Origin of the sequence: Myxococcus sp. CA040A, assembly GCF_013336725.1 — a bacterium.
GTDB lineage: Bacteria > Myxococcota > Myxococcia > Myxococcales > Myxococcaceae > Myxococcus > Myxococcus llanfairpwllgwyngyllgogerychwyrndrobwllllantysiliogogogochensis.
In genome coordinates, this window is the sequence record NZ_JABUMR010000002.1 from 1,318,240 (window position 1) to 1,342,022 (window position 23,783).

19 protein-coding genes are annotated in these 23,783 nt (G+C 68.1%); 8 read left to right on the forward strand and 11 right to left on the reverse strand.

Annotated features, from left to right (window positions below; translation table 11 throughout):
- Window positions 1-12 precede the first annotated feature (12 nt).
- Window positions 13-1,806 carry an N-acetylmuramoyl-L-alanine amidase gene (locus HUA75_RS11915; RefSeq protein WP_174486427.1) on the forward strand — a complete coding sequence of 598 codons (1,794 nt, stop codon included), beginning with the start codon at window positions 13-15 and terminating at the stop codon, window positions 1,804-1,806.
- A 56-nt stretch (window positions 1,807-1,862) separates the two neighbouring features.
- Here the strand turns inward: HUA75_RS11915 and HUA75_RS11920 are convergent, their stop codons facing one another.
- Together HUA75_RS11920 and HUA75_RS11925 are read right to left on the reverse strand one after the other, a co-directional pair.
- Complete coding sequence (locus HUA75_RS11920) at window positions 1,863-2,342, reverse strand: DUF1772 domain-containing protein (RefSeq protein ID WP_141644645.1); 480 nt, start codon at window positions 2,340-2,342, stop codon at window positions 1,863-1,865.
- Between the two features lie 15 nt (window positions 2,343-2,357).
- Window positions 2,358-3,245, reverse strand: coding sequence for an NAD(P)H-binding protein (locus tag HUA75_RS11925; protein WP_174486428.1), 888 nt, complete (start codon window positions 3,243-3,245; stop codon window positions 2,358-2,360).
- 157 nt (window positions 3,246-3,402) lie between these two features.
- On the opposite strand from HUA75_RS11925, the gene HUA75_RS11930 reads away from it, so the two are divergent.
- A complete protein-coding gene (locus HUA75_RS11930; RefSeq protein ID WP_174486429.1) occupies window positions 3,403-4,377 on the forward strand; it encodes an AraC family transcriptional regulator in 975 nt (324 codons plus the stop codon).
- Between the two features lie 47 nt (window positions 4,378-4,424).
- Here HUA75_RS11930 and HUA75_RS47895 read toward each other — a convergent pair whose 3' ends face one another.
- The 4 genes from HUA75_RS47895 to HUA75_RS11950 form a co-directional block, all read right to left on the reverse strand.
- Entirely contained in the window at window positions 4,425-5,153 is a 729-nt protein-coding gene (locus HUA75_RS47895) for a double-CXXCG motif protein (protein WP_174464384.1), read from the reverse strand.
- A gap of 3 nt (window positions 5,154-5,156) precedes the next feature.
- Window positions 5,157-5,855, reverse strand: a complete 699-nt coding sequence (locus HUA75_RS11940; RefSeq protein WP_174486430.1) for a TIGR02269 family lipoprotein — start codon at window positions 5,853-5,855, stop codon at window positions 5,157-5,159.
- A gap of 368 nt (window positions 5,856-6,223) precedes the next feature.
- Entirely contained in the window at window positions 6,224-8,821 is a 2,598-nt protein-coding gene (locus HUA75_RS11945) for an ATP-binding protein (protein WP_254627498.1), read from the reverse strand.
- A gap of 7 nt (window positions 8,822-8,828) precedes the next feature.
- Entirely contained in the window at window positions 8,829-9,995 is a 1,167-nt protein-coding gene (locus HUA75_RS11950; protein WP_141644649.1) for an FIST signal transduction protein, read from the reverse strand.
- Between the two features lie 600 nt (window positions 9,996-10,595).
- Here HUA75_RS11950 and HUA75_RS11955 point away from each other — a divergent pair.
- Both HUA75_RS11955 and HUA75_RS11960 read left to right on the forward strand, forming a co-directional pair.
- Window positions 10,596-12,134, forward strand: a complete 1,539-nt coding sequence (locus tag HUA75_RS11955; RefSeq protein WP_371746096.1) for a hypothetical protein — start codon at window positions 10,596-10,598, stop codon at window positions 12,132-12,134.
- 129 nt (window positions 12,135-12,263) lie between these two features.
- Window positions 12,264-13,796, forward strand: a complete 1,533-nt coding sequence (locus HUA75_RS11960) for a hypothetical protein (protein ID WP_174486431.1) — start codon at window positions 12,264-12,266, stop codon at window positions 13,794-13,796.
- 91 nt (window positions 13,797-13,887) lie between these two features.
- Here the strand turns inward: HUA75_RS11960 and HUA75_RS11965 are convergent, their stop codons facing one another.
- Complete coding sequence (locus tag HUA75_RS11965) at window positions 13,888-14,784, reverse strand: Xaa-Pro aminopeptidase (RefSeq protein ID WP_254627499.1); 897 nt, start codon at window positions 14,782-14,784, stop codon at window positions 13,888-13,890.
- A 139-nt stretch (window positions 14,785-14,923) separates the two neighbouring features.
- On the opposite strand from HUA75_RS11965, the gene HUA75_RS11970 reads away from it, so the two are divergent.
- The 3 genes from HUA75_RS11970 (at window position 14,924) to HUA75_RS11980 (ending at window position 17,783) form a co-directional block, all read left to right on the forward strand.
- A complete protein-coding gene (locus HUA75_RS11970) occupies window positions 14,924-15,805 on the forward strand; it encodes an AraC family transcriptional regulator (protein WP_174486433.1) in 882 nt (293 codons plus the stop codon).
- A gap of 90 nt (window positions 15,806-15,895) precedes the next feature.
- Complete coding sequence (locus tag HUA75_RS47900; RefSeq protein ID WP_174486434.1) at window positions 15,896-16,960, forward strand: HEAT repeat domain-containing protein; 1,065 nt, start codon at window positions 15,896-15,898, stop codon at window positions 16,958-16,960.
- Window positions 16,961-17,072: 112 nt separating this feature from the next.
- Complete coding sequence (locus HUA75_RS11980) at window positions 17,073-17,783, forward strand: hypothetical protein (RefSeq protein WP_174478121.1); 711 nt, start codon at window positions 17,073-17,075, stop codon at window positions 17,781-17,783.
- 93 nt (window positions 17,784-17,876) lie between these two features.
- Here the strand turns inward: HUA75_RS11980 and HUA75_RS11985 are convergent, their stop codons facing one another.
- Complete coding sequence (locus HUA75_RS11985) at window positions 17,877-19,673, reverse strand: matrixin family metalloprotease (protein WP_141644655.1); 1,797 nt, start codon at window positions 19,671-19,673, stop codon at window positions 17,877-17,879.
- A 757-nt stretch (window positions 19,674-20,430) separates the two neighbouring features.
- Here HUA75_RS11985 and HUA75_RS11990 point away from each other — a divergent pair.
- Entirely contained in the window at window positions 20,431-20,874 is a 444-nt protein-coding gene (locus tag HUA75_RS11990; protein WP_141644656.1) for a hypothetical protein, read from the forward strand.
- Between the two features lie 87 nt (window positions 20,875-20,961).
- Here HUA75_RS11990 and HUA75_RS11995 read toward each other — a convergent pair whose 3' ends face one another.
- From HUA75_RS11995 to HUA75_RS12005, 3 genes are all read right to left on the reverse strand, one after another.
- Window positions 20,962-21,489: a lipocalin-like domain-containing protein gene (locus HUA75_RS11995; protein ID WP_174486435.1), complete on the reverse strand. Its 528-nt coding sequence runs from the start codon at window positions 21,487-21,489 to the stop codon at window positions 20,962-20,964.
- 14 nt (window positions 21,490-21,503) lie between these two features.
- Complete coding sequence (locus HUA75_RS12000; RefSeq protein ID WP_141644657.1) at window positions 21,504-22,223, reverse strand: SDR family oxidoreductase; 720 nt, start codon at window positions 22,221-22,223, stop codon at window positions 21,504-21,506.
- Window positions 22,224-22,923: 700 nt separating this feature from the next.
- Window positions 22,924-23,703 carry a DNA/RNA non-specific endonuclease gene (locus HUA75_RS12005; RefSeq protein WP_174458318.1) on the reverse strand — a complete coding sequence of 260 codons (780 nt, stop codon included), beginning with the start codon at window positions 23,701-23,703 and terminating at the stop codon, window positions 22,924-22,926.
- Window positions 23,704-23,783: the final 80 nt, after the last annotated feature.

The following is a 23,783-nucleotide window of genomic DNA, read 5'->3' on the forward strand; positions in this document are numbered from 1 at the left end:
CGGAGGTTCTTCATGTGCCCACGCCTTTTGCTCGCGCTGCCCATGCTGCTGTTGCTCGTCCCGGGCACGGTGGGGGCCGCGAAGCGGGATGAGGCGGAGGCCGCGTACCAGGGGGCTCGCCGCGCGTACTACGCGCTGAAGGACGACGCGGCCCGGCGCAAGCTGCGCCACCACTGGCTCAACGTGGTGCACAAGTTCGAGGCGGTGGCGAAGAGCCACCCCAAGTCCGACCGCGCGCCCGACGCCCTCTTCACCGCGGGCGAGCTGCTCCAGGAACTCAGCCGCATCTCCTTCGTCGAAGAGGACCTGAAGTCGGCCATCGCCGACTACGACAAGCTGAGCCGCGACTACCCCAAGCACCGGCTGGCGGACGACGCCGCGCTGGCGCTGGCACGCATCCACGTCCACCGGATGGACCGGCCCGAGGACGCGCGCCGCGTGCTGGCGGACATGCTCGCCATCAACAGCAAGGGCGACCAGGCGAAGGAGATGAAGACGCTGCTGGCCTCGCTGCCGACGCCCAAGGGCGCTCCCGTCGCGCCCGCTCCGTCGCGCGGCAAGCCCGCCACGCCGGTGCCGAACAAGACGCCCGTGCAGGAGGAGAAGGCCACGGCGGTCGCTCGGGTGGAGACGCCGTCGGAGCGCCCGGCGTCCGCGCTGGTGGGTGCCATCGAGAAGCTGGCCCGCGAGCCGTCCCCGATGATTCCCCGCCTGGACCCCAGCGCTCCCGTGGGGGTTGAGTCGTCCGGTGAGGGCAAGGGGCTGGATGAAGCCGTCGCCGCCGCGCTGGCCGCGAAGGAGCAGTCCTCCAAGGCTCCCGCTGTCGCCGTGGCGTCGAAGCCCGTGGTGGCTCCGGTCGAGGTGGCCTCGTCGAAGGTCTCCACGCCGCGCCCGCAGGAGCGTCGCCCGGAGGCCGAGCCCGTCCAGGCCGTGTCGACTGTCGCGGAGAAGCCGAAGGCCGAGGTGGCGCCGAAGAGCATCGAGGTCGCCGCCGCGGTGGTCGAGCCGCCCAATCCGATCACGCGTCCCGTGGATGACGAGGTCGCGCAGGCGCGGCTCAAGGCGGTGGCGAAGCAGTCGCGCCGGGCGGAGCTGACGTTGGCGGAGCAGCTGGGCCTCAAGGTGCGGCGCGTGGTCATTGATCCGGGACACGGCGGTCACGACACGGGCGCCATCGGCAAGGAGGGGACGCGCGAGAAGGACGTGGCGCTCTCCATCTCCCTCAAGCTGGCGGACGAACTGCGCGAGCGCGGGTTGGAAGTTGTCCTGACGCGAGAGGATGATCGCTTCATCCGCCTGGAGGACCGCGCGAAGTTCGCCAACACGGAGCGGGGTGACTTGTTCATCTCCGTCCACTGCAACGCGGCGACGAGCCGGAAGCTGCGCGGCATCGAGACGTACACGCTCAACACGTCGGCGGACCGGTACTCCATCCGGCTGGCCGCGCGGGAGAACGCGTCGTCCGAGAAGGGCATCAGCGACCTCCAGTTCATCCTGGCGGACCTGGCGACGAAGGCGAACACCGAGGAGTCCTCGCGGCTCGCCAACCAGGTGCAGCGCAGCCTGGTGACGTCCCTGTCGACCAAATACACGGACATCAAGGGGCTGGGCCACAAGGAGGCCCTGTTCTACGTGCTGCTCGGCGTGAAGATGCCGGCCATCCTCGTGGAGACCGCGTTCCTGTCCAACCTGGACGAGGAGAAGCGCCTGGCCACCAGCGCCTACCAGACGGACGTGGCCAAGGCGATTGCCCACGGTGTCGAGGAGTTCCTCGGCGACCGCAGCCGCGTGGCGAAGATCGACTGACGGGTGCTGGCGACGGGGCGGGGTTCCCACGTCGCCAGTGCGCGAGTCGAAAGTCTTCAGCGGAGCGCGCGCGTCAGGAGCACCGTCGCCGCGAGGCACGCCACCGTCCGCACGTGATTCCACGCGGTCCAGCCGGACACATAGCGTGCCCAGTGGAGCGCGGCGTCCGCGCTGTCCGGGTTCAGCGCGGCCAGCGCGTCGTTGCGCGGCACGTTGAAGGCGGCGGTCACCCCGAAGCAGCCGACGAGGAAGATGGCGCCTCCCAGGAGCCGTTCTCGCGAATGAGGGTCACTCCAGGTGCCCGGCGAGGACAGCACCAGTCCCGCGCAGGTGAGCGCGGTGCCGATGAACGCCGCGATGAACAGGCCCGACACCGCCGAGACGTTGATGGCCTGCATCGCGGCGATGCCCCGCGCCGCGGGCAACCGTGTCAGGCCGTTCATCACGAACGTCGAGAAGGCGAAGAACACGCCCGCCATCAGCCCGCAGCCGAGCACGGACACCCACGTCAGGATTCGCAGCACCGTCTCCATCATCCGTCCCGTCTCCATTCACTTCGTCGTGGCGGCGAGCGCGAACTCTTCCACGAAGTCCTCGAACCGTGTCGGTGTCGTGTTGTGCGCGGTCCGCCCCGCACGAGGCCTGACGCGTCCTTCGTTGAAGGCGAGGGTCATCTCGACATAGAGCCCGGCGAACGTCTCTGACATTCCGGCCTGCACGAGCGCCTGGGTCATCTCGGCGGGGGCGAGCCGGACATACTCGAGCCCAGGCTTGCCCAGGCGCGCTCCGAGTATGCGGGTGGCCTCGCGATAGCTGAGGTCCCTGGGGCCCAGCAGCTCCCGAATGGCGAGGCCCTTCCAGTCCCGATGCAGCATCGCCTTCGCCGCGACGTCGGCGATGTCCCGGGTCGCAATCATCGGAACGGCGAGGTCCGGCTCGACGGAGTCCGCGTTGACGCCCTGGTGCTCGATGACGGCGAGCGCATCGAAGAAGTTCTCGAAGAAGGACACCGGACGCAGCAGCAGCACGTTCGTGTCCGCCAGCGTCTTCAGGCGCTCCTCCTGCGCATGGAGCGTGGCGAGCAGCCCCGTCCCCTCTCGTTGCTCCGCGCCCAGGCTGCTCAAGGCGACGACATGTCGCACGCCGCTGTCCCGGAGGGCCTGGACGATGGCCTCGCCCTTGCGCCGCTGGTCCCCGTGGTAGTCCGGCGACTCCCGGTCCGCTGGCAGCAGCGTGTAGACGGCCTCGGCGCCGGCAAACGCCTTCGCCAGGAACGCGGCGTCGCCCGGGTCTCCCACGAGCACCTGCGCGCCGCGCGTGGCGAGCTCCGCCAGTCGACTCTCGGAGCGGCCCAATGCTCGGACGTCCTGCCCGGCCGCGAGCAGCAACTCCACCACCTTCTTGCCGGTGTTCCCGGTCGCTCCCATCACCGTCAACATGTGTGCTCCCTGGGGCCTTGAGCCCCGTGGCATTGGCTTGCCTGGAGTCCAATATCGGGGCACGGGCCAGGACTCTCAATGATGCGAAGTCGCTGATTCATGCTCGTTCGTCCAGGTTGGGATGGACGACGGGGAGGGTGGGGCGGATACTCGGGACATGAAGAACCTGATGCCCTCGGTGGACTCGCTCGGCGAGGCCCTGCACTTCCTGCGGATGAGCGGCACGTTCTATTGCCGCTCGGAACTGACGGCGCCGTGGGGGCTCGCGCTGCCGGTGATGAAGGGCAGCCTGATGTTCCATGTCGTGACGTCGGGACAGTGCTGGCTCGAGGTCGATGGTGTGGAAGACCAACTGCTCCAGCCGGGCACGTTCGTGCTCTTGCCCCATGGAGAGGGGCATCGCGTGTCGAGCGAGCGCGGGGGGCCGACGCGGAAGCTGGAGGAGCTCCCCGAGGAACTCGTGAGCGAGCGCTACTCCGTCCTGCGGCATGGTGGAGGAGGGACACCCACGACGCTCATCTGCGGGGTCGTGCGGTTGGACCATCCCGCCGCCCGGCACCTCGTCACGCTGCTGCCGAGCGTCATCCGCGTGGAGCCTTCAGGCTCACCCCGTATGGACTGGCTCCAGAGCACGCTGCGCTTCATCGCCGACGAGGCGAAGGAGTTGAGGCCCGGAGGAGAGACGGTCATCACCCGGCTCGCGGACGTGTTGGTGGTCCAGGCGCTCCGAGAGTGGATGGCCCAGGGCTCCGGTGCGCGCACGGGTTGGTTGGGGGCGCTGCAGGACCCCGAACTGGGGCGCGCGCTCGCGCTCATCCACCGCGAGCCGACGAGTCCGTGGACGGTGGCCTCGCTGGCCTCGCGGGTCGCGATGTCCCGTTCGGCGTTCTCGGCGCGCTTCACGCGGATGGTGGGCGAGCCGCCCATGCACTACCTCGCGCGGTGGCGGATGTACGTCGCGCATACGGCGCTGAAGGAGGAGCGCCCCGGGCTGGCCGAGCTCGCGGAGCGCATGGGGTATCAGTCCGAAGCGGCCTTCAGTCGCGCGTTCAAGCGCTTCATGGGCGTGTCACCTGGAGCCGTGCGCAGGGGCGACGCGACGTCGCTCCCGTCCCTGGGCATGTCCGCGTGAGTGGTCGGCTACCTTCCAGAGCAGCGGCACCGTTTCAGTCCCCGACATCATGCGGGCGGGACGACGTTGGACCGCCTCGCGTACCCTGGTGAGCCACTCACATCGAGCGCGACGACGTCGGACTCTTCCAACTGCCGCTCAAGCTGCTCAACAACACGTTCGCTTACAACCACTACACTCGCTGTTGCTCGGGCGAAATCGGTCGATGGTGGAACAGCCAGGCGCCGCCTCTCGGGCGGCGGAAGGACCCAGCTGGCACGTCCACAGGTCGTGCACGGCTTGTGGCGGTCCTCGCCAACCAGCTTTCCGCCCGGCATCACCTGCAACTCGAACAGTTCGCCGTCGCTCCGAGCACGCCGGAAAGTCGCTGGGACCGGAACAGCTCCGGTCAGTCCGTCGAGACACCGCACGACGTCCGGTCGCACCAGCAGTGTCCACGGCATGTGGACGCTCACGGGACCGAACCGTCCCTGTGCCCGCCCCGTCAACGGGCCAAAGCCCGACCCCGGCGTCACCACCGCGCCGCGCGGCACCAGCGGCAACACGTTCGCTCGCAGCGCCGTGAATTCGGCCCACGGGACGCACCGTGGGCGCTCAAGGGCCTTTGCTCCCCCACCGAGCTTCGACAAATCCACTGCTGGGTAGTCGTAGCCTCCTCCTCCCCACGTGTTGCCGCATGTGGGGCACGAAACGCCGGGCAGCTGCCAGCGCCTGCCCATGTCGTACCCCCCACTCCACCGCACCGTTTCGCGTTCCTGCAGTGTGTAGTACCGCATCACTCATTCTCCGGCGGAGTACAGCCGCAGGGTCTGCCAGTACGTCATTGGCATTCCGATGAGCCCATACTTTGAAATCATCCGCGCCCCCTGCTTGAAGTGGTCGTCGCGCGTGGCCGTGAACCTGTTCGCATCAATCCACTTCCTCCAGTCCCGATTCCACGGGCCACCATTCTCGCCCGCGTGGACTCGATGGTGTTCATCGACCGCGACCAGCAGAGTGTACTGGTGGATGTTGATGCCGACGAACTCGAAGTACCCAGCGAAGGCGCGGGGGAAGATGTGGTGACGTTCCTTCGGCCTCCTCGTCCACTCGGCGATGGCCTTCCGCGCCGCCTTGACGCTCGGCAGCTCCTCGCGCTGGTACCATGGGATGACGAAGACGGGCTGCCGCCCTGGTAACGGCACTGCGCCACCCCAGTACCGCTGAATGCGGGCTGTAGCGCCGCCAGTCTGCGCGGGTGGAAACCTCAGCGCGAGCGGAGGCGACGCGAGGTCCTCGCATCGGAACAGTCCACACGCCTCCTCGCCACAGGCGGGCGCATAGCATCCGCCTTCCTCCCCGGACGCTGCCGACCTGGCGCAGGAATCCGCGGAGTCCTCCACGCCATTGTCGAGCAACGCTGCGTCGCCGACCTGCTCCGGCATGGATGCGCATGCGGTCATCAGGACCGCCATCCACGTCACTGCCTTCAGACTCATGGGCTCCCCCCGCGCCGATTCGAGGCCGCGCTTTGGCAGACGATGACGCAACCGTTTGCAACCGTGCAGCCGCGTCCACTTCGACTCCGTCCGACCTCCAACATTCCTGTCCGGGGCAGATGCGCGCGTGCTTGATTGAAGTTGCCCCGGTTCCGCAGGGCGTTCCGAGCTTTCGCCAGCAAGCGGCGGCGCGGTGCCGTGCTCGATTTGACCTGGGCCTCGACCGCCAGCGCAACGTCATCGAGCGCGTTGTCGGGCACCTCAAGGACAAGCAAGCCACTGGCACTCGCTATGACAAGCCCGCCGTCAACTACCTCGCCATGGTGCAGGTGGCGCGCATCTTCTCCTACTTGCGCCACCTGCATCCGTCAGACACGGTCTGGCGCCCCACGGCTCGCGGTGAACGGGGGCACGGGGGGCCCCTGACGCGGAAGCTCCACCGTGAAGGTGGACCCACGCCCGGCCTCGCTCTCGACCCGAACCGACCCGCCCAGCCTTTCGACGAGCTGGCTCACGATGTGGAGGCCCAACCCCAGACCTCCGTAATGTCGCGACGACACCGCACGCTCGAAAGCCCGGAAGATTCGTGTCTGTCGCTCCGGTGGGATTCCAATTCCCTGGTCCCTCACTTCCAGCAGCGCTGTCGCGGCGTTGCCTTCGACCGCGATGTCGATGGGCCTTCCTTCGCCGTACTTGATGGCGTTGGCGAGCAGGTTGGTGACGATTTGATCGAGCCGTGAGCGGTCCCACACGCCAGGCATCGGCGTGTCGGCATGCACTCGAAGCCGGGCCCCCGAGGTGGCCAGCTCGGGGGAGAAGCGCGCCGCGATGTCGCGGACCAGCGCCGCGAGGTCCACCTCTTCGAGCTCGAGGTCGAGCCGCCCCGCATGGATGCGCGAGACATCGAGCAGCGTGGTCACGAGCTTGGCCATCCGCTTCGCCTGTCGCTCAATGGTTTCGAGCGAGTGGGCCACGGTTTCCATCGGCGCGGCACGGAGCGTCCCCAGCCGGGAGAGGCGCAGCAGGCCCTGCACGGACAGTTGAAGGGACGTCACCGGGGTCTTCAGCTCGTGGGACGCAATGGAGAGGAACTCATCGCGCAGGCCGACCGCCGTCTGGGCCTGCTGATAGAGCCGGGCATTGTCCACGGCCATCGCCGCGCGGCGGGCAAGCTCCTGGGCGAGGACAAGCGACGCCGGGCCGTACTGGCAGCCCTCGCACTCGCGGGCGAGGGTGAGCGCGCCGAGCGTCCGGCCCCGGGCGAGCAGCGGCACCGAAATCCAGGACCGGAACGGGACGTCTCCCGAGGGCGCCGAGGTGTCCCCCATCGGGAAGAACGCCGGCTCGCCGGTGCGCAGCACCTTGCCAGGGCCCTGCGCGGCCTTGAGGTCCGGAGGCGGCAGATCGACCTTCGCAGCAGCCCTGGCGACAAGCGCTTCGGATTGGGCCTGCGTGATTCGCCGGACCGTGTGATCCGGCTCCAGGAGATCGAACGCACACCAGTCAGCGAACCGCTGGACGGTCAGCTCCGCCACGCTCCGCAAGGAGTCCTCGGGGGCAAGCGACCCGGCGAGCATTCCGGAGGCCGCCGCCAGGAACGCGGACTTTCCTTCCTGCTCCTCGGCCCGCGCGCGCGCCTGCTGCTCGCGTTGGAACGTCTGGTCGCGCTCCTGCTCGGCCCGGCGCTGCTCGGTGATGTCGATGCCGGTGCCAATGACATACTCAATCTCTCCCGTCTCGCCACGCAGCACGTTGCTGGCCCAGGAGATGAGACGCCGCTCTCCGTCCCGCGTCAGCCAGAAGCTCTCGTATTGTTCGTTCCCCATGCCCGAGGCCAGCACGGCGAAGTCCGTCTCGACGCGCGCGGCTTCCTCGGGAGGCTGGAGTCGCTTCCAGAAATACGCACCGCGGAGCTCCTCGAAGGAGAAGCCCGTCACCTCCTGGCACGCCCGGTTGAAGCGGACGATGCGTCCTTCCGGATCCAGCACAATCACCAGCGCGCGAGCCGTATCCAGGACCGCGGAGCTGAAATCGCGCTCACGTTGGAGCTCCCGCTCCGTGCGCTGTCGAGCGGTGATGTCCCGGAAGTAGACGGCCCTCCCATAATAGACACCGTCCTCGCTCACCACCGGGGCGTTGTACTGCTCGAACACCCGGCCATCCTTGAGCCGCAGTTCGTCCTGTCCCGACGCGTTCTCGTGTTCGGAGAAGGCGCGGGAGCGCGCGGTGAACCGTGCGGGCTCTTCCACGCGCTCCGCCATCGCGCGGAGCAAGGCCTCGCGAGAGGCGGATTGAATGTCTTCTTCCAGTCCCCACATCTGCGCGAAGCGGCGGTTGTGCGTGAGCGTCCCGCCGCCAGGGGAGGAGATCAGGATGCCCTCGACGGAGGCTTCGCTCAGGGACTCCCACAGCGTCTTTTGTTGGTGGAGGTCGCGCTCGCTGTCCAGGGTGCGCGCGAAGAGTCGCCGGTGGATGAGCGCGGTGCGGAGGACGCCGCCGAGGCGCTCCACCATGCCCCGGTACTGGCGCGGCAGCCGAGGCTCCTGGTCGAAGTACAGCAGGAGCACGCTGGAGTCGCGTCCCGCGTCTGTCGTTCCGGGGATGACGGGCACGGACCAGCACGCGAGTTCCGGCGAGGTCAGCTCCGGGTAGGGCAGGTCCACCGAGGCGGGGCATGGCGCCAGGGGCTGCTCCAGGGGACCCGGAATCGGCAGGCGGCGGGAGGCGGCGGAGAGGCCGCTCGCGCCCAGCAGATGGACCCGCCCCCGCGCATCCTCCTGGAGCCAGAGGGCCACGGTGCAGCTCAAGCGCTCCGCGAGACGGTCCAGGAAGGTGTCCGCGGACTTGTTCGGATCGAACAGGTCGAGCGCCGCGACGGTGAGTTCCTGGAGCACACTCAGGAGCGCGAGGCGCTCCTCGGTGAGCTTCTGGTCCGTGTTCGCCTCGTGGTCCACCATGTCCCGCATGGGTCCATCACCCCGGAAGGGCGAGCACCACCGCCGTCTTGTTGTGGAACTGTGGAACGCCTCCCCCCAGGGCCCCCACCTCGCCGAGCGTGAGGCAGCCCACGACCGGGGTGTCCTCCCCGAGTGCATCCTGGAAGCGCGCCAGTTCGTCGCGGAACTCCTCGCCCAGGATGTGGTACCGGGAGATGCAATCGAACACCACCGCGCCGCCCAGCGCGCCTGAGGTGGCTTCCCGCGCCAGGGTGGCGGCGCGGGCCGCGGCGTCGAGCAGTTCCGCGCGCTCGCCCTCCATCACCCGGACCAGCGAGCCGTCCGGAACCTCGGCGACGCAGCGGACAGCGCCGTCGGGCTCGACGGCGAGCGGGTCTCGAATCACGAACTCCCCATTGGCCTGGGGAATCCCCAGCGGGTGGGTCATCGCGAAGCGGGCGAAGCCCTTCACGTCGAGCACGTCTCCCCGACTCGCGGCGGTGCGCCGGTAGACCTCGAACGCGCACTCGTACTCGAGCTCGACGGCGGTCGCTCCTCGGGCCTTCGTGACCTGGGTGGGTGGGCCGTACGGATGCCACCCATGCTGAATCCCGACGCCGATGGGGGCCAGGGTGTCGAGGGCAATCACCACCACCTGGTCCCGGTAGGCCTGGCCCTCGGTGAACTGGGCCGCCTTGACGAGCTGGAGGTTGTTGCCAGCGCCGCCACCCACCCAGCCGATGCCCGCGCCTGCTTCCTGCTGAGCCCCTCGTACGACCTCGGTGGGGTTTCCGCTGAGCGCGTCTGGGAGGATGATCAACGCGCGCCGATGTTCGGGGGGCTTGGGGGGCAGCTTTCCGACGGCTTGCGCCACCGCGGAGCGCCCGGCCAGCCTGGGGGCCTCGCTGACGGGCCCGCCCATTCCCACGCCCACCTGGAAGTCCTTCCCTCGGAAGAGCGCGACCACCAGCCCTTGGAGCAACAACTCGGCTCCCGCGAAGACGCCCGCCGCGCTGCACCCGGCCCAGGGAATATCCCCCAGCTCCCGCTGAACCGCGGACGCCAGGGATGCCGCGTCGTACTGGTCCGTGCACAGGACGAGGGCGAAGCGCGCGTCATCCCCTTCGCGAAGTGCCTCCTGGATGGCTTCATGGGCGGCGGCTTCGCAATCGGGTGAGTTGCTCTTTCCGATCTGGATCCACATGGGCTCTGGAATCGATATTCATTCGCGAGCGCGCTTGCAGGTCCCGGCGGCTTCGCATGCCTCGCCTGGAAGGCTGGTGCCGACCAGGGTGGTGCGGAGGACGCCAGCCGGCCAGGCGGGCCCGTGGTGGCACTCCCACTCTCCGGACGGTTCTGGTGGCGGACCGGCCTGCTGGAGCGTCATCCCTGTCTAGATGCAGCTCAGGAACTGTTGGTATGCGCATGCTGTAAACATCGCGTCAGACGCAATTCGCGGTTCCGTGCGTGCCGGTGTCGCCGCCGGGGCCGAGAATGAGGGGACCACCCGGCAGTCTGGGGGGAGCAGTCCACCCCATGATCCTGTCGCACCGGGCATGAGCGACCTGTTTTCACAGGGGTGGGGTGCGCCCCCTGGTTGGTCTGACGCTTGCTTTGCGATTCAGGTTGCACAACCGGAGGGTCGCGCCGGGCATTCCGGCTCACGGCGGCAATTACAGTCATTTCGCAGAGTGAAACAACACATATCTCATAATACAAGAAAAACAGCTAAGACTTGAAGATCGGATTATTCACGAATAGTCTCATCGAAGTTTCGAAGTTGAAACAACGAGGAGAACTCAACGTGAATCCTGATTCGAAGTGCAACGCGGTGGCGTTGGTGTGTCTCGCCTTGATGGGCTGCGGAGACGCGGTGCCCGAGGGCGGCGTGCCTGCAGAATCCATCCCTGAAGTGGTCGACTCGACGATCGCCCCGGAGGGCTGGGAGACGGTCGCGAATCAGTATCAGTCGTTCACGCTGACCCAGCCCTCGACCGTCCGGTTTGGACTCGGCGAGACCTGGGTGACGAAGGAGCTGGCCGCGGGCAGTGTGTATTGCTTCTTCAATCCGGACCCGGCGCCCGGCAAGTTCAAGACGTGCCAGCGCAAGACGCAGCAGAACCCGGTGCCGGAGCCGGCGCTCAGCCCCTCGTGTGCCACGTTCTACCCCTCGGGTTTCGCGCTCTCCAGCGCTCGTCAGGCCCCCGCCGTTCCCGCATTGGCGAAGCCCGCGAAGGGTGTCGCTGTTTCGGAGCCGACCTACAAGACGTGTCTCGTACGCGCCACGGACCATACCGCCGACGGCGTCTCCGGCTTTGCTCGGAACGACTACTCCCGCCGTCAGGCCTTCAACTCGAACAGCACGAAGCAACTGGTGTATGCCCTCGACGGGTACTGGCACGTGTATGACGCGAACACCCGCGCGCGCCTGAAGCAACTGTCGGGGCCGGCCGGGGACGCGGAGCCGCAATGGCACCCGACGAACCCTGACCTGCTGTACTACCTGCCCACCAATGGCATTGGGATGAAGCTCCACGAGCTGAACGTCGCGACCGGGGCGACCCGCGTCGTGGGTGACTTCGGCGCGCGGTTGAAGGCCCGGTGGCCGGCCGCGATGGCGGCCTGGACGAAGGCGGAAGGTTCCCCCTCGGCGGATGGTCGCTACTGGTGCTTCATGGTCGATGCGACGGACTGGGTGAGCGCGGGCGTGTTCACCTGGGACCGCGACACCAACACCATCCTGGGCATGTACGACACCCACGGTGACCGGCCCGACCACGTGAGCATGTCCCCCAGCGGGAACTACTGTGTGGTGTCCGGCGATGGGGCGGGGGGCACGGCGGCGTTCTCGCGTGACTTCAGCACGAGGACCCAGTTGCTCGGCATCTCCCAGCACTCGGACCTCGCGCTGGATGCCAATGGCGAAGATGTCTACGTGGCCATCGACTACGGCTCCAACGAAGGCGACGTGTTCATGGTGAATCTGCGCACGGGCGTGCGCACGGCGCTGTTCGCGACCTATCTGAGCGGCACCGCGACGGCGCTGCACGTCTCGGGCAAGGCGTTCGCCAGGCCGGGCTGGGTGGTGGTCAGCACCTATGCCGACGGTGGTGGCTCACTGCAGTGGCTGCACCGCAAGCTGCTAGCCGTGCAGCTCAAGGCCAATCCGACGGTCTACACGCTCGCGCACCACCGCTCCTCGCCGAACGGCTACTGGACGACGCCCGTCGCCAGCGTCAACCGCGACTTCACGCGGGTGGTCTTCAACTCCAACTGGGGCAACGGCAGCGATACGGACGTCGACACGTACGTGGTCGAGCTGCCGGCGAACGCGCTGCAGTAACGACGCGGCGCACTTGGGGCCCCCGTGCTCGAGCGGGTAGGGGGCCCGCTTTCCCATCCGAATCCATGACCCATGCGTGTCCGCGCGTGGCGCGGTGCCGTGGTCTCCACTCAATGAGGAGCGTTCAACATGAGTTCTGCCTTGAAGCATGACGTGATGGCATTGGTGTGTCTGGCGTTGGTGGGCTGCGGCGACGGAGCGGACGAGGGCGGTGTGCCTCCCGGCCCACTCCCTGCGGCGGTCGACTCGACGCTCGCTCCGGAGGGATGGGAGACAGTCGCGAACCAGTATCAGTCGTTCACGCTGACCCAGCCGTCGACCGTCCGGTTCGGACTCGGCGAGACCTGGGTGACAAAGGAGCTGGCCGCGGGCAGTGTGTATTGCTTCTTCAATCCGGACCCGGCGCCCGGCAAGTTCAAGACGTGCCAGCGCAAGACGCAGCCCGTGCCGGTGCCGGAGCTCAGCCCCGCGTGTGCCACGTTCTATCCCTCGGGGTTCGCGCTCTCCAGCGTTCGTCAGGCCCACCCGATTCCCACCTTGGCGGAGCCCGCCAAGGGCGTCGCGGTGACGGAGCCCACGTACAAGACGTGTCTCGTACGGACCACCGACCACGCCGCGGATGGCGTCTCCGGCTTTGCCCGAAACGACTACTCGCGCCGTCAGGCCTTCAACGCGAACAGCACGAAGCAACTGGTCTATGCCCTGAATGGGGCCTGGCATGTGTACGACGCCAACACCCGTGCGCGGCTGAACCAGCTGTCGGGGCCGGCCGGGGACGCGGAGCCGCAGTGGCACCCGACGAACCCCGACCTGCTGTACTACCTGCCCACCAACGGCGTTGGCATGAAGCTCCACGAGCTGAACGTCACGACCGGGGCGACCCGCGTCGTGGGGGACTTCGCCGCGCGGTTGAAGGCCCGGTGGCCGACGGCGAACGCGGCCTGGACGAAGTCGGAGGGCTCTCCCTCGGCGGATGGTCGCTACTGGTGCTTCATGGTCGACACGAGCGACTGGAGCAGCGTGGGCGTGTTCACCTGGGACCGCGACACGAACACTATCCTGGGCACATATGACACGCTGGGCGAGCGTCCCGACCACGTGAGCATGTCCCCCAGTGGGAACTACTGCGTGGTGTCTGGCGACGGGGCGCGGGGCACGGCGGCGTTCTCGCGCGACTTCAGCGCGAGGACTCAGCTGCTCTCGAAGTCCGAGCACTCGGACATCGCGCTGGACGCCAATGGCGACGACATCTTCGTGGCCGTCGACTACCAGTCGAACGCGGGCGACGTGTTCATGCTGAACATTCGCACGGGTGTTCGCACGGCGTTGTTCCCGACGTACGTGAGCGGCACCGCGACGGCGTTGCACATCTCCGGCAAGGCGTTCGCCAAACCCGGATGGGTGGTGGTCAGCACCTATGCCGACTACGGCGGCGCCCTGCAGTGGCTGCACCGCAAGGTGATGGCCGTGCAGCTCAAGGCCAATCCGACGGTCTACACGCTCGCCCACCACCGCACCGCCTCGAACGGCTACTGGACGGAGCCGGTCGCCAGCGTCAACCGTGACTTCACGCGGGTGCTCTTCAACTCCAACTGGGGCAACGGCAGCGACACGGACATCGATTCGTACGTGGTCGAGCTGCCTGCGAGCGCGTTGCCGTAGGAATACGGCGCATGGCTGCGAGGCGGCTTCCTTCCGAGGAGGCCGCCTCATTCGTCAGTGCTTCGCCCAGGCCCATGCTCGAAGGACTGACCTACAGCCCCAGCTCGCTCATGGGGATGCGGTACATGTCCCCGGTGCCGCCCCCGATGCCTTTGAGCGAGCCCTCGTCCCGAGGCGTGTCGAAGCGCTCTCCGACGTCCCCCGTGAAGGGGCGGGTGCTGCTGAAGTAGAGCCACTTCCCGTCGGGAGACACGCTGTGGTTGTACTCACTCGCGCGCGTGTTCAGCCCTTCACAGAGGCGCCGCGCGGGCTCCCAGTTGCCGTTCACCCGGCGGCTGAGGAACAAATCGTACCCTCCCAGCCCGTCCGCGCGGCGCAGGGCGCTGAAGAGCAGATAGCTCTCGTCCGGAGCAATCCAGGGCTCCAACTCGTGGACCGTGGAGTTGATGGCCCCGCCCAGGTTCTCTGGCGGTTGGTATGCGCCGTCGACCCAACGGGAGACCCAGAGGTCGCTCCCTCCGAGGGTGCCCACGCGCTCGCCTCCGAAGTAGAGGTTGCCGTTGGCGGCGACCGCGGGTGACCACTCGTCGAGGCTCGCGTCATTGACGGGCGCGGGCAGTCTTCGTGCGTCTTCCCATTCGCCGTTCGTGCCCAGGGACGCGGCCCAGATGTCATACGACGCGCGCGGACCGGGCTCGCCGGGCTGGGGTCGATTGGAGATGAAGTACACGGTGCGCCCATCGGGCGACAGGTGGGGATCCGCGTTGCTCCACTGGTCCGCGAAGCGAGGGAGCACGGGGCGAGACCAGACCCCGTCGTCCCCGAGCCGCGTCTCGTACATCGTGTACCGCTCGAAGCTGTCGTCGGCCCTCCCGAAGAGGACGCGGCGCTGGTCTGGCGAGAAGGCCATGAAGAAGTCCCAGGCGCCCGTGGTGAAGAGGCCCGCGCCGTAGAGCTCGGGCGTACAGGCGGCGCGAGGCGTCGCCATGCTTCCCGAATGGGCGCCACATGCCAGCGTCGTGAGGCTCAGCACTCCGAGAACCCCTCGCATCCACTGCCTTCCGGTCATCGTCAGTCCCTCCTGGACGTGCATTCCGTCGTTGGGAGGTCAGCGGTAGCATCCGGGCATGAGGCGAAACTTTGGGAATCTTGCGTCGGCTCCGTCCACGCTGCCCGGGCGCCCTGGTGGCTATCACCTGCTCGGGCAGGGCGAGGCCTTCGACGTCAGGGACTGTGTCTGTCAGGAGGGGGCGCGGAGCCCTGCCTTCGGCGGGCAGCATCCTCGCGTCCGGATCAGCGTGGTGTTGTCAGGCGTCTTCCACGTCCGTGCTCGCGAGGGGGCCGCCGTGGTGGGGCCCGGAGCATTGCTGCTGGGAAACCGCTCCGCCCCGTACGAGTACCGACATGTCGATGATGGGGGAGACCGCTCCATCGTGTTCGACTGTTCGGAGTCGCTGTTGGAGGATGCATTGCGTTCGCTGGGGCGCCACGCGCATGCCGAGCGTCCCTTCGCGCGGGTCTGCATCCCCGCTTCGGTCGCCTCGGCGGAGGCCGTCCTGCTCACGCATCACGCCCTGGCGAGTGGAGAACCAGAGGCCCTGCGTGAGGCGGCGCTGACGGTGATGGGGACGGCGCTGACGCTGGGGTGTGAGCCGGGGGAGGCGTCGCTGGCGGTCTCGGAGCCGCAGGCGCGCCGGATTGCGCGGAGCCTGCGCTACATCGAGACCCACAGCGCGGAGGACTGTTCCCTGGAGACCCTGGCCCACGTCGCGGGGCTCGCGAGCTTCCACTTCCTGCGCGTGTTCCGGGCGATGACAGGGCAGACGCCTCGACAGTTCGTCATCGCCACGCGGCTTCGAGCGGCGGCGACGGCCCTGCGGATGACGCGCGCTCGAGTCACTGACGTCGCCCTGGAGGCCGGCTTCGGTGACCTGTCCCACTTCACGGCGAGCTTCACGCGAGCGTTCGGCGTCTCGCCTCGAGCCTATCGCTCGCGTGCAGGGGATTGACGGACAGTCCCGCCGCCGCCAGGGAACGGTTGGCACCCTCGGCGCACCCGCCCGTGGTACCACCCGGGTGATTCTCTTCGAGGAGCCTTGGTGAACCGTGTCCGTCCCCTGGATGAGTGGGTATCCCGCCTTTCCACCTCGAACCCGAAGGACGTGGCGGCGGCACTCGAAGTGCTGGGCGAGGCGCTCTGCGCGGACGATGAGGCGGTCCGGGAGCGAGCGGCACAACTGCTGGTGAAGGAGCTGGCCCGGGCTGGCTCGGCCGCCCACGGTCCCATCCTCCGCCTGCTCCAGACGTCCTGGTGGCCGCCGCAGGCGCAGCTGGCCGAGCCCGCGCTGGAGGCGGTGCTGACCGCGGTGGCTCGAATCGACGTTGATGCGCCCGAGCTGGATGAAGCGGCGCTGCTCATCGCGAACCTCTACCGGGCAGCCCCGTTGCCGCTGAGCGCGCTGGAGGGAGCCCTGGGCCACGCGAAGGCCTCGGTCCGTCGAGTCGCCGCGGGCTGTGTGGGCCGCGTGGGCAAGGCGGCGGTGTCGTTGCTTCCTCGCCTGCTCACGGTGTTGGACGACTCGGAGTCCGTGGCGGGGGCCGCGCTGGAGTCGCTGGGCTCGCTCGCCTCCGCCGCGCCGGAGGTGGCCCTGCCCGCGTTGTTCGACCAGGTGAGCCGGGCGGAGGGGACGCGGCAGTACCTGGCGCTGACCTCGCTGCGGAGCCTGGTGGAGGAGGGCCGCCGAGAGGGCAAGCCCGCCCCGGAGCTGGCCTCCCTGGAGCCCGTCTTGCTGAAGACGGCCGAGGACCCCCAGCCGCCCGTCCGCCTGGAGGCGGTGTCCCTGCTGGGCCTGGGGCGCCTGTCCTCGCTGTCCACCGTGGCCGCGCTGCGCAAGCGCCTCCAGGATGAGAGCCCCGCGGTGGCCGCCTGCGCCGCCGTGGCCCTGCTGCGCGTCGGGGCGCCTCCCCAGGAGGCCGCCTCGCTCCTGGCAGCCCAACTGGCGTCCGCCGAAAACCCGGACAAGGTTGGCGCCGCGCTCAGCGCGCTGGAGGGCGTGGAGCCCGCCACCCTCGGCCGCATCCGCGACACGCTGGTGGCGGCGGCGCGAGGCGCGTCGGGGCTCGTCGCCGAGGCCCTCCATGAGCTGCTCCCGCGCAACGCTTGATGGAAATGCCTCCCGGCGGAGAATGCTTGAATTTCATGATAAATTGGAATTCAGGCGCTCGGGCTGGGATTGACTGAACGGGCGTCCTTCGCGTTCGCGCGGAAAGGCACCCATGTTCAAGTCCCTTGGCTGTGTCCTGTTGGCGTCTCTCCTGGTGGGCTGTGTCGGCACCGAGTCCGACCTGGAGGACGAGGCGTCCTTCGAGGAGAGCTCCGAGCAGGCCATCTGTGGCATTGGCTGTCCGCCTGGGCAGCATCCCACGGCCTATTACTGTGATCGCTTCGCCTGTGGCGCGCTGGCCTGCAACTTCAACAACTCGAACGCGACGACGTGCGCGGTGACGCCCAACTGCGGAACCATCACGCAATGCGGGCTGGGGTGCCCCGCGGGCTTCTCCGCCATCGCGTTCGTCTGCAACCTGAGCTGCGGCTTCTGCGGTGGGGGAACGGTCAACGCGACGCAGTGTCAGTCCAACACCAGTCCCCAGGGGTGTCCCTGTGCCGCCCTTCCGGTGGGGAGCGCGGTGGACCGGGGCGCGGCGGGAGGGCTGCACTACCTGGAGCTCTACTACTCCAACTTCACCAGCTCGAACCCGAGCATCGGGACGGCGAGCTTCAACTCGCTCAGCTGCGTCAACGGATTCTCGGTGGGGCAGATTGTCTGCAATGGCTCGCCGGTGAGCGCCACGGTGACGTACTCCGACACGCAGCAGCTCAACATCGCGATTCCCGCGTCGAGCGTGGCTCGGAGCTGCGTCGCCCATAGCTCCAGCACCAACTCGCAGTACATCCGCTTCGCCTTCACGGTGCCCGGAACTCCGTAGCCCGGCGCTGGCGCCAGGAAACACCGCGGGCCCGGGGCGTCCTGTTGGAGCGCCAGCCGGGCCCGCTTCCGCTTTCTATCGGCGCGTCGCGCGTCAGCGCAGCTCCTGGGAGAACCGCTCGCGATACCGCCCCTGGAGCGACTTCAGCGCTTCCGTCATCCCCACGGCACGGTACTGGTCCGCCAGGAGTCGCCACGCCTCCATGTGCTGGGGCTCCAGCGTCACGACGCGCTCCAGGTGTGTCCGTGCTTCCTCGCGAGGGCCGGACGTGGAGGCCAGCCAGCCGAGGATGAAGTGCGCCTGCACCGCCTCCTCGTGCGCGGCCACCGCCCGCCGACATGCCGCTCGCGCGGGCCCCGACCTGCCCGCGCGCATGTGGACCTCGCAGTCGAGTACGTGCTGCACCGCCGCGCGCGGGAACTCCCGCTTCAGCCAGGCGAGCCGCGCCTGCGCCTTCGTCGCCGGCCCCTTGTCCAGGTACACCTCGACGTCCTTCACCGCGCGGATGAGCTCTCCCTCCCGCTCCACCGCGACACCGCTCACGGTCGCATCGACCGGCAGCGCCATCCATCGTCGCGTCTGCAGGGCCCACGTCCGCAACGGCTCGGTCCGGGACCCATTGCCCATCTTCTGGGTGGCCTGCTCGGCCCAGGTGAGCGCGGAGGACTGCTTGAAGAGCGCCGCGAGGTCTCCCCAGGCTTCTGGCGGCGTTCCTGGGTTTGCCTCCATCCGCTGCCGCGCGCGCACGAGGTGGCCTTGCGCCTCCAGGTGCCGCTCCTGGTGGAGCTCCAGGACGGCGAGCTGAAGCAGGGCGGCGGCCTGGTCGGGGAACTTCTCGGCGGCGGACTCGCACTTCTCGCGGGTCGCCGGCAGCTTGGGGGCGACCCGCGTGTCCAGGTAGCAGGCAAGACCTTGGAGGTGGGCGTCCTCCGGGTATCGTCGAGCGAGGGGTTCCATCTGCTGGGCGGCGACCTCGACACGCCCCTCTTTTTCGAGCGCGAGGATTTCGTTGAGCCGACGCCGGTCGTCCGGCGACAGGGTCGTCTTGGGCTCGTGCTGGACCAGCGGCGCCTTGCCTTCGCGGACCTTCGCGAGCCAGTCGACCACGGCCTGCTTCTCCGGACCTTCCCAGTCCGGCGAGGTCGTCGAGGCCAGTTGCCCACCCAGCTCGGTCGCCCAGGCCCGCGCGGCTTCGTCATCTCGACGACCCGCGGACGCATGGCGAAGGCTGGTGGCGAGCAACGCCAGGGTCTGCGACGCGAAGGCCGCCTGATTCGGCGCGTAGCTCGGGAACATCATCCAGTGCGAGCTGCGCACGTGGAAGGCCCCCAGCGTGTGCGCCCACTCATGGAGGAAGACGGACGTCTCCTTGTGCGCCTTGCGCTGCTGGTAGAGCGTCTGCTGTTCGTCCGCCGGCAGGTGGATCAGCGCTTCCATCATGGCGCGGACCTCCTCCGGGTTTCCCATCTCGCGCAGCACACAGTGGCGCCCGAACATCCGGGCCATGCCCAGCTCATGCTGCGCGGAGGAGAAGAACTTGAGCGAGGAGACGAAGCCCACCACCAGGTCCACGTCCTCACCCGGGTCCGCCAGCTCCAGCGCGGCCAGGGAGCCCTCCAGCTCGCCCTCGACGCCGCGATGCGCCCACTCGCGCGTCGACTCGAGCTCGAAGACAACGCCCAGCGGCCCTCGCACCACCGCGCTCGCGCGTTGCAACTGGGACACGATGCTGCTTCGCCAGCGAATCACCTGTTCCCGGTAGTCCGCATCCGCGTAGACGCGGACCCGAACCTTCCGAACCGGACCCGCCGAGGACTGCGACGAAGTCTCCAGCTTCGCTGGCGCGAGGGTTTGTGCATGTTCCCGCGCGTAGTCCACGGGGCGCTTCACACACGACACCCCCAGGACACAGACCCATACCGCAAGCAGGGCGCAACGCGCCTCGAATCCCATCACACGACCTGTGCTCATTCAGTCCCCACCCTCGAAGCGCGCCAGGACCCCACCTGACTCCCAGCGCCAGCTCATGACGCGGGAGGGAGTGCGAGCCTTGGCGGCGCGGCGGCGGCGAATGCTAGCACTCCATGAAAGTGACAGTCCCTCGTTCTCGCGGGGTTCGCCCCGAGTCTCCGTCCGAGTCCTTCGAGCCCCCATGAACTCACCCACCGTCTCAGGCAGCCCTCACCGTCTTCGTGCCGAGGATGGGAACACTCCAGAGGGGCCCGCCCCGGTCAGTGGATGCGGAGGGTATCCAGGAAGGGCAGGGAGATGGGCAATCACAGTCTTTGATTGAAGCCCGTGAGCGCACGCCTTTTGGCAGACAGCCGATCACTGCTTGAGTCGGTTCCAGCCACCACCCCGGGAGGACGGGGGCCGCGGATGGCTCGTGGACTCCAGGTGTGTTCGGCCTGTGCCACCAGTCCGGCCCTCACCCTCGCTGCGCGCCGGTGCCACCGGCAGTGGGGGCTCGCGGGCCCTGTCGGAGTGCGTCGTGCGATGACGCCGCGCGCTGATTTCAACGCCGTGAGTCAAGCGCTCAGTGCGCCATGACAGAACCATGACAAAGGCATGGAGTCGCCATGGACCTTCCACCTATACCGCCGCAGTAGGTTGGCTGCATTCGCTGACCTGCAACGGGGCTTCTTCCATGCGTGTCATCTCCCCAGGCCTCCTCGTGGCGGCCGTGACGGAACTCTCGCTGTCGAGGAGCGCGAAGCTGGTCCGGCTCAAGGACGTCATCGCCTGGTGTGAGTGGAACGGCGTGGACTACGAGGGGCCGGGCGGCAAGCAGCAGGCGCTCTGGGACGCGGACCGCGAGGAAGCCCTGGGGCACCGCCGCCTGCTCAAGTTCAAGAGTGGTGAGTGCAAGCAGTCACGCGCGGGCTGGGCGCTCATCGCGCACGGAGACAAGGCGCGCGAGGCCGCGGCACAGCTCACCTGGCGCGAGCAGCTCTGGGACGGAGAGAAGTGGGACTGGCTCGGCGGGAGCGCCCCTGTCGTGGCCCGCCGCCCCAACGCGAGGCGGGAGCGGTCGAGCAACGAGTCCAACACGGAGCACCTCGTCGATCAGCCTCGCCTCCTGGTCGGCTGACACGCCTCATCGGCGGGAACTCGCCACCTGCTGGTCCAGAGGCAGGCCCCCGGGACGAAAAGGGGAGGGTGCTCGCGGGCGTCGCGGCTACTTCGCGCGTCTCCACTTCACTTCGCCGACGGCGCCCGTTCCACCGGTCGTCGGCGCGGGGACGATGTACTTCAGCTCGTCGCCCGTCAGCGTGAAGGTGCGCCGCTGCTGCGTTCCCTCCCAGTTCGGGAACGAGGCGTGGTCGATGTGGAAGGTGACGGTGCGCTCCACCTCGTTCACCGAGTACCGGCCGAAGTGGGAGTTGGTCCCGCGCACGGTGGCCTGATTCTCCTCCGGTGTCCCCTGGTTCTTGTCGGTGGATGCGAACCGGGCGCGTCCCGCTCGGAGGATCTGGATGGAGTAGCGCCCCCGGCCATCGAACATGAGGAGGCCCTGGGGCTCGGCACCGTAGAGCTGCACGCGTTTCCCATCCGGGAGCACGTTGTCGACCAGGACGAGCGTCCAGGACCCGACGAGTTGCTCCTTGAAGGACTTCTCCCCGGCGTCCGCCTCTCGTGAGGGGAGCAACACCGCCAGGAGCAGCAGGGACACGGTGGGGAGGGCGCGCAATGGGCTTCGAGTCATCGGGTTTCGTCCGTTCACATCAGCACCCCGCCGCCGTCCACGCTGAGGACGGTGCCGGTGAGGAAGGGGTTGGTCATGGCGAAGAGGGTGGCGGCGGCCAGGTCCTCCGTCCTCCCCACGCGGCGGGCAGGAGCCTTGCTGGCGTAGTCCGCGAAGAGCCGCTCGCGGGCCTCGGCGCCGAGCCGGTCCCAGAAGGAGCCGGAGTCCACCACGCCCGGAGAGATGGCGTTGAGCCGCACCGGTGCCAGCTCCACGGCCATGGCCTTGGTGAAGGCTTCGAGCCCTCCATTGACCAGGCTGGTGATGGAGGTACCGACCGCGGGCTTCCAGGCGCGGAACCCGGAGAAGAAGGTGAAGGAGCCCTCCGGGGAGATGCGCGGCGCGGCATGTTTCACCAGGAAGAGGGGAGCCCAGAGCTTCGCGGCGAAGGCTCGCTCGATGGCGGCGGCGCCCAGTCCGGAGAGGGGTCCGACGGCGCCCTGGCTCACGGTGCTCACCAGATGGTCGAAGGAGCCCACCCCTTCACAGAAGGCCGCCACCTCTGCTTCCACCGTGGCGTCCAGGACACGGACCTCACGGGGGCCCTTCATCAACTCCGAGGTGGCCTCCAGTGTCTCGCGCTTGCGGCCCGCCAGCACCACGTGGGCGCCCGCCTCGGACGCCGCGATGGCCACGCCCCGGCCGATGCCTGAGCCAGCCCCAACGACAATCACCTTCCTGCCTTCCAACTGCATGGGTGCGCCTCCGCGTCGGATGAACTCCGTAACCCGATAAGAAGGTTACGAGCGGAGGTATGTTCGAGAATCCGTAACCTGTCAATGGGGTTTCATGGCGCTCGTTTCGGGCGGCGCCGTCGCGGACTTCCGCCAGGGACAGGTACCAGCACGGAGAGTCGTTCTTGTGGCGAGCGTGGCCCGGCGCATGTCCTGGCCGGCCGCTCCCGTCAGAGGGCGGCTTTGTCACATCGCGGGAGGTGTGCGTCCTGGAGGAACGCCCTGCCTGCGAGCTGCGTCCCTCGCGCACGCGACGCGAGGACCTGCCTGTACGACACCTGACGGGAGGCCGCGTGGCGCTCCACTTGCACTGGGCCGCGGTTCCTCTCGCGAAAGACCTGCCTCGGTGCATCTCCTGCGACACGTCGTCGACTGCGCGCTGTATTCCCTCTGCCTCACGGGCCTCGCGCTGCTGTCGCCGAGCAACACGGGCTGTGGCGCGGCCCCCTCGGACGCATCGTCCCCAGGGGTCCGCGCCTCGCCCGGCACTCAGAGGGTGGCGCTCGACACGGCGTCAGTCCTCACGACCCTCGCCGATGTCCGTCCCACCGCGTTCGCTCCGAGCACCCCCCCGTGCGTGTCGCGGGAGGGTGCCTGCACACCAGACTTCCCTGCGCGCGGTTGTGAAGCGCGCGAATAGCGTCCGACTGCGACGGTCTGCTCAGTTGCAGCCCTGGCTGGTCAGCCAGTCCACGCCCCGGGTCCGCGTGGCCGTGCCGCTCGTGCCGCCGCCGTCCGTGTTCGAAAAGGACAGGGACACGCTGGCGCCCGAGGACTGGTTCCTGAGCTCCATCGTCATGTTGTTGGGGATGAGCGTGGTGGAGTTCGGGTAGTTCGCGCCGATGGTGTAGCGGATACGGCCGCTCGGGAGGCTCCCGCACTTGGCCATCTTGTTCTCGAGCTGCACCCAGTTGCCACGGTTGAAGTTGGCATCCTGAGGCACCAGGTTCGCCCGCCCGCCCCAGCCCCCGAGCTGCGAGCCGATGAGGTGTCCCCCGTCATAGTCGTTGCTGGAGTTCTCCGCGTCGCCCCACTGCCCGACGGTCGTCTGACAGGAGTCGACGCGCGGCGCGGCGGTGATGGGTGGCAGGTTCTTGTACGCCCGGCTCGGTCGGCCCGCCGTGTCGATGAAGTAGTACTCGCCGTCGAAGTTGTGCCAGATGTTCCGGTCGGCCGACGGGAAGTACTTCGGGCAGTCGCGGATGGCTGCCTGTGAGACTTCCCCGTGGATGACGTAGCCGACGCCGTACTGCTTGAGCGCCTCCCGGATCTCCTCCTCCGTGTGGTGCTCGAAGAACTCCATGAGACCGCTCGGGCCGCCGAAGTCCTGCTCGAGCTGACGGGCGGCATCGTCGCCGCCCAGGTCCGTGTCAGTGACTCCGCAGCCGCCAGACATCAGGACAAACACCGCCGCAACGAAGAGCTTGTTCAGCGCGCGCATTCTCTTGGGTCCTTTCTGAGTCGGTTTCACTGTTTCGTTGACTTGTTTACCAAGAAAGGGAGAGTCGCAATACGTGAATT

Excerpts from the sequence above, each read along its gene's own strand:
- HUA75_RS47895 (WP_174464384.1), bottom strand. The coding sequence starts at position 5,153 with ATGCGGTACTACACACTGCAGGAACGCGAAACGGTGCGGTGGAGTGGG.
- HUA75_RS11930 (WP_174486429.1), top strand. The coding sequence starts at position 3,403 with ATGAAGAACCTGATGCCCTCGGTGGACTCGCTCGGCGAGGCCCTGCAC.
- HUA75_RS11960 (WP_174486431.1), top strand. The coding sequence starts at position 12,264 with ATGAGTTCTGCCTTGAAGCATGACGTGATGGCATTGGTGTGTCTGGCG.
- HUA75_RS11945 (WP_254627498.1), bottom strand. The coding sequence starts at position 8,821 with ATGCGGGACATGGTGGACCACGAGGCGAACACGGACCAGAAGCTCACC.
- HUA75_RS11965 (WP_254627499.1), bottom strand. The coding sequence starts at position 14,784 with ATGGCGACGCCTCGCGCCGCCTGTACGCCCGAGCTCTACGGCGCGGGC.
- HUA75_RS12000 (WP_141644657.1), bottom strand. The coding sequence starts at position 22,223 with ATGCAGTTGGAAGGCAGGAAGGTGATTGTCGTTGGGGCTGGCTCAGGC.
- HUA75_RS12005 (WP_174458318.1), bottom strand. The coding sequence starts at position 23,703 with ATGCGCGCGCTGAACAAGCTCTTCGTTGCGGCGGTGTTTGTCCTGATG.
- HUA75_RS11995 (WP_174486435.1), bottom strand. The coding sequence starts at position 21,489 with ATGACTCGAAGCCCATTGCGCGCCCTCCCCACCGTGTCCCTGCTGCTC.
- HUA75_RS11920 (WP_141644645.1), bottom strand. The coding sequence starts at position 2,342 with ATGATGGAGACGGTGCTGCGAATCCTGACGTGGGTGTCCGTGCTCGGC.
- HUA75_RS11950 (WP_141644649.1), bottom strand. The coding sequence starts at position 9,995 with ATGTGGATCCAGATCGGAAAGAGCAACTCACCCGATTGCGAAGCCGCC.
- HUA75_RS11980 (WP_174478121.1), top strand. The coding sequence starts at position 17,073 with ATGTTCAAGTCCCTTGGCTGTGTCCTGTTGGCGTCTCTCCTGGTGGGC.
- HUA75_RS11915 (WP_174486427.1), top strand. The coding sequence starts at position 13 with ATGTGCCCACGCCTTTTGCTCGCGCTGCCCATGCTGCTGTTGCTCGTC.
- HUA75_RS11970 (WP_174486433.1), top strand. The coding sequence starts at position 14,924 with ATGAGGCGAAACTTTGGGAATCTTGCGTCGGCTCCGTCCACGCTGCCC.
- HUA75_RS11925 (WP_174486428.1), bottom strand. The coding sequence starts at position 3,245 with ATGTTGACGGTGATGGGAGCGACCGGGAACACCGGCAAGAAGGTGGTG.
- HUA75_RS11990 (WP_141644656.1), top strand. The coding sequence starts at position 20,431 with ATGCGTGTCATCTCCCCAGGCCTCCTCGTGGCGGCCGTGACGGAACTC.
- HUA75_RS11940 (WP_174486430.1), bottom strand. The coding sequence starts at position 5,855 with ATGAGTCTGAAGGCAGTGACGTGGATGGCGGTCCTGATGACCGCATGC.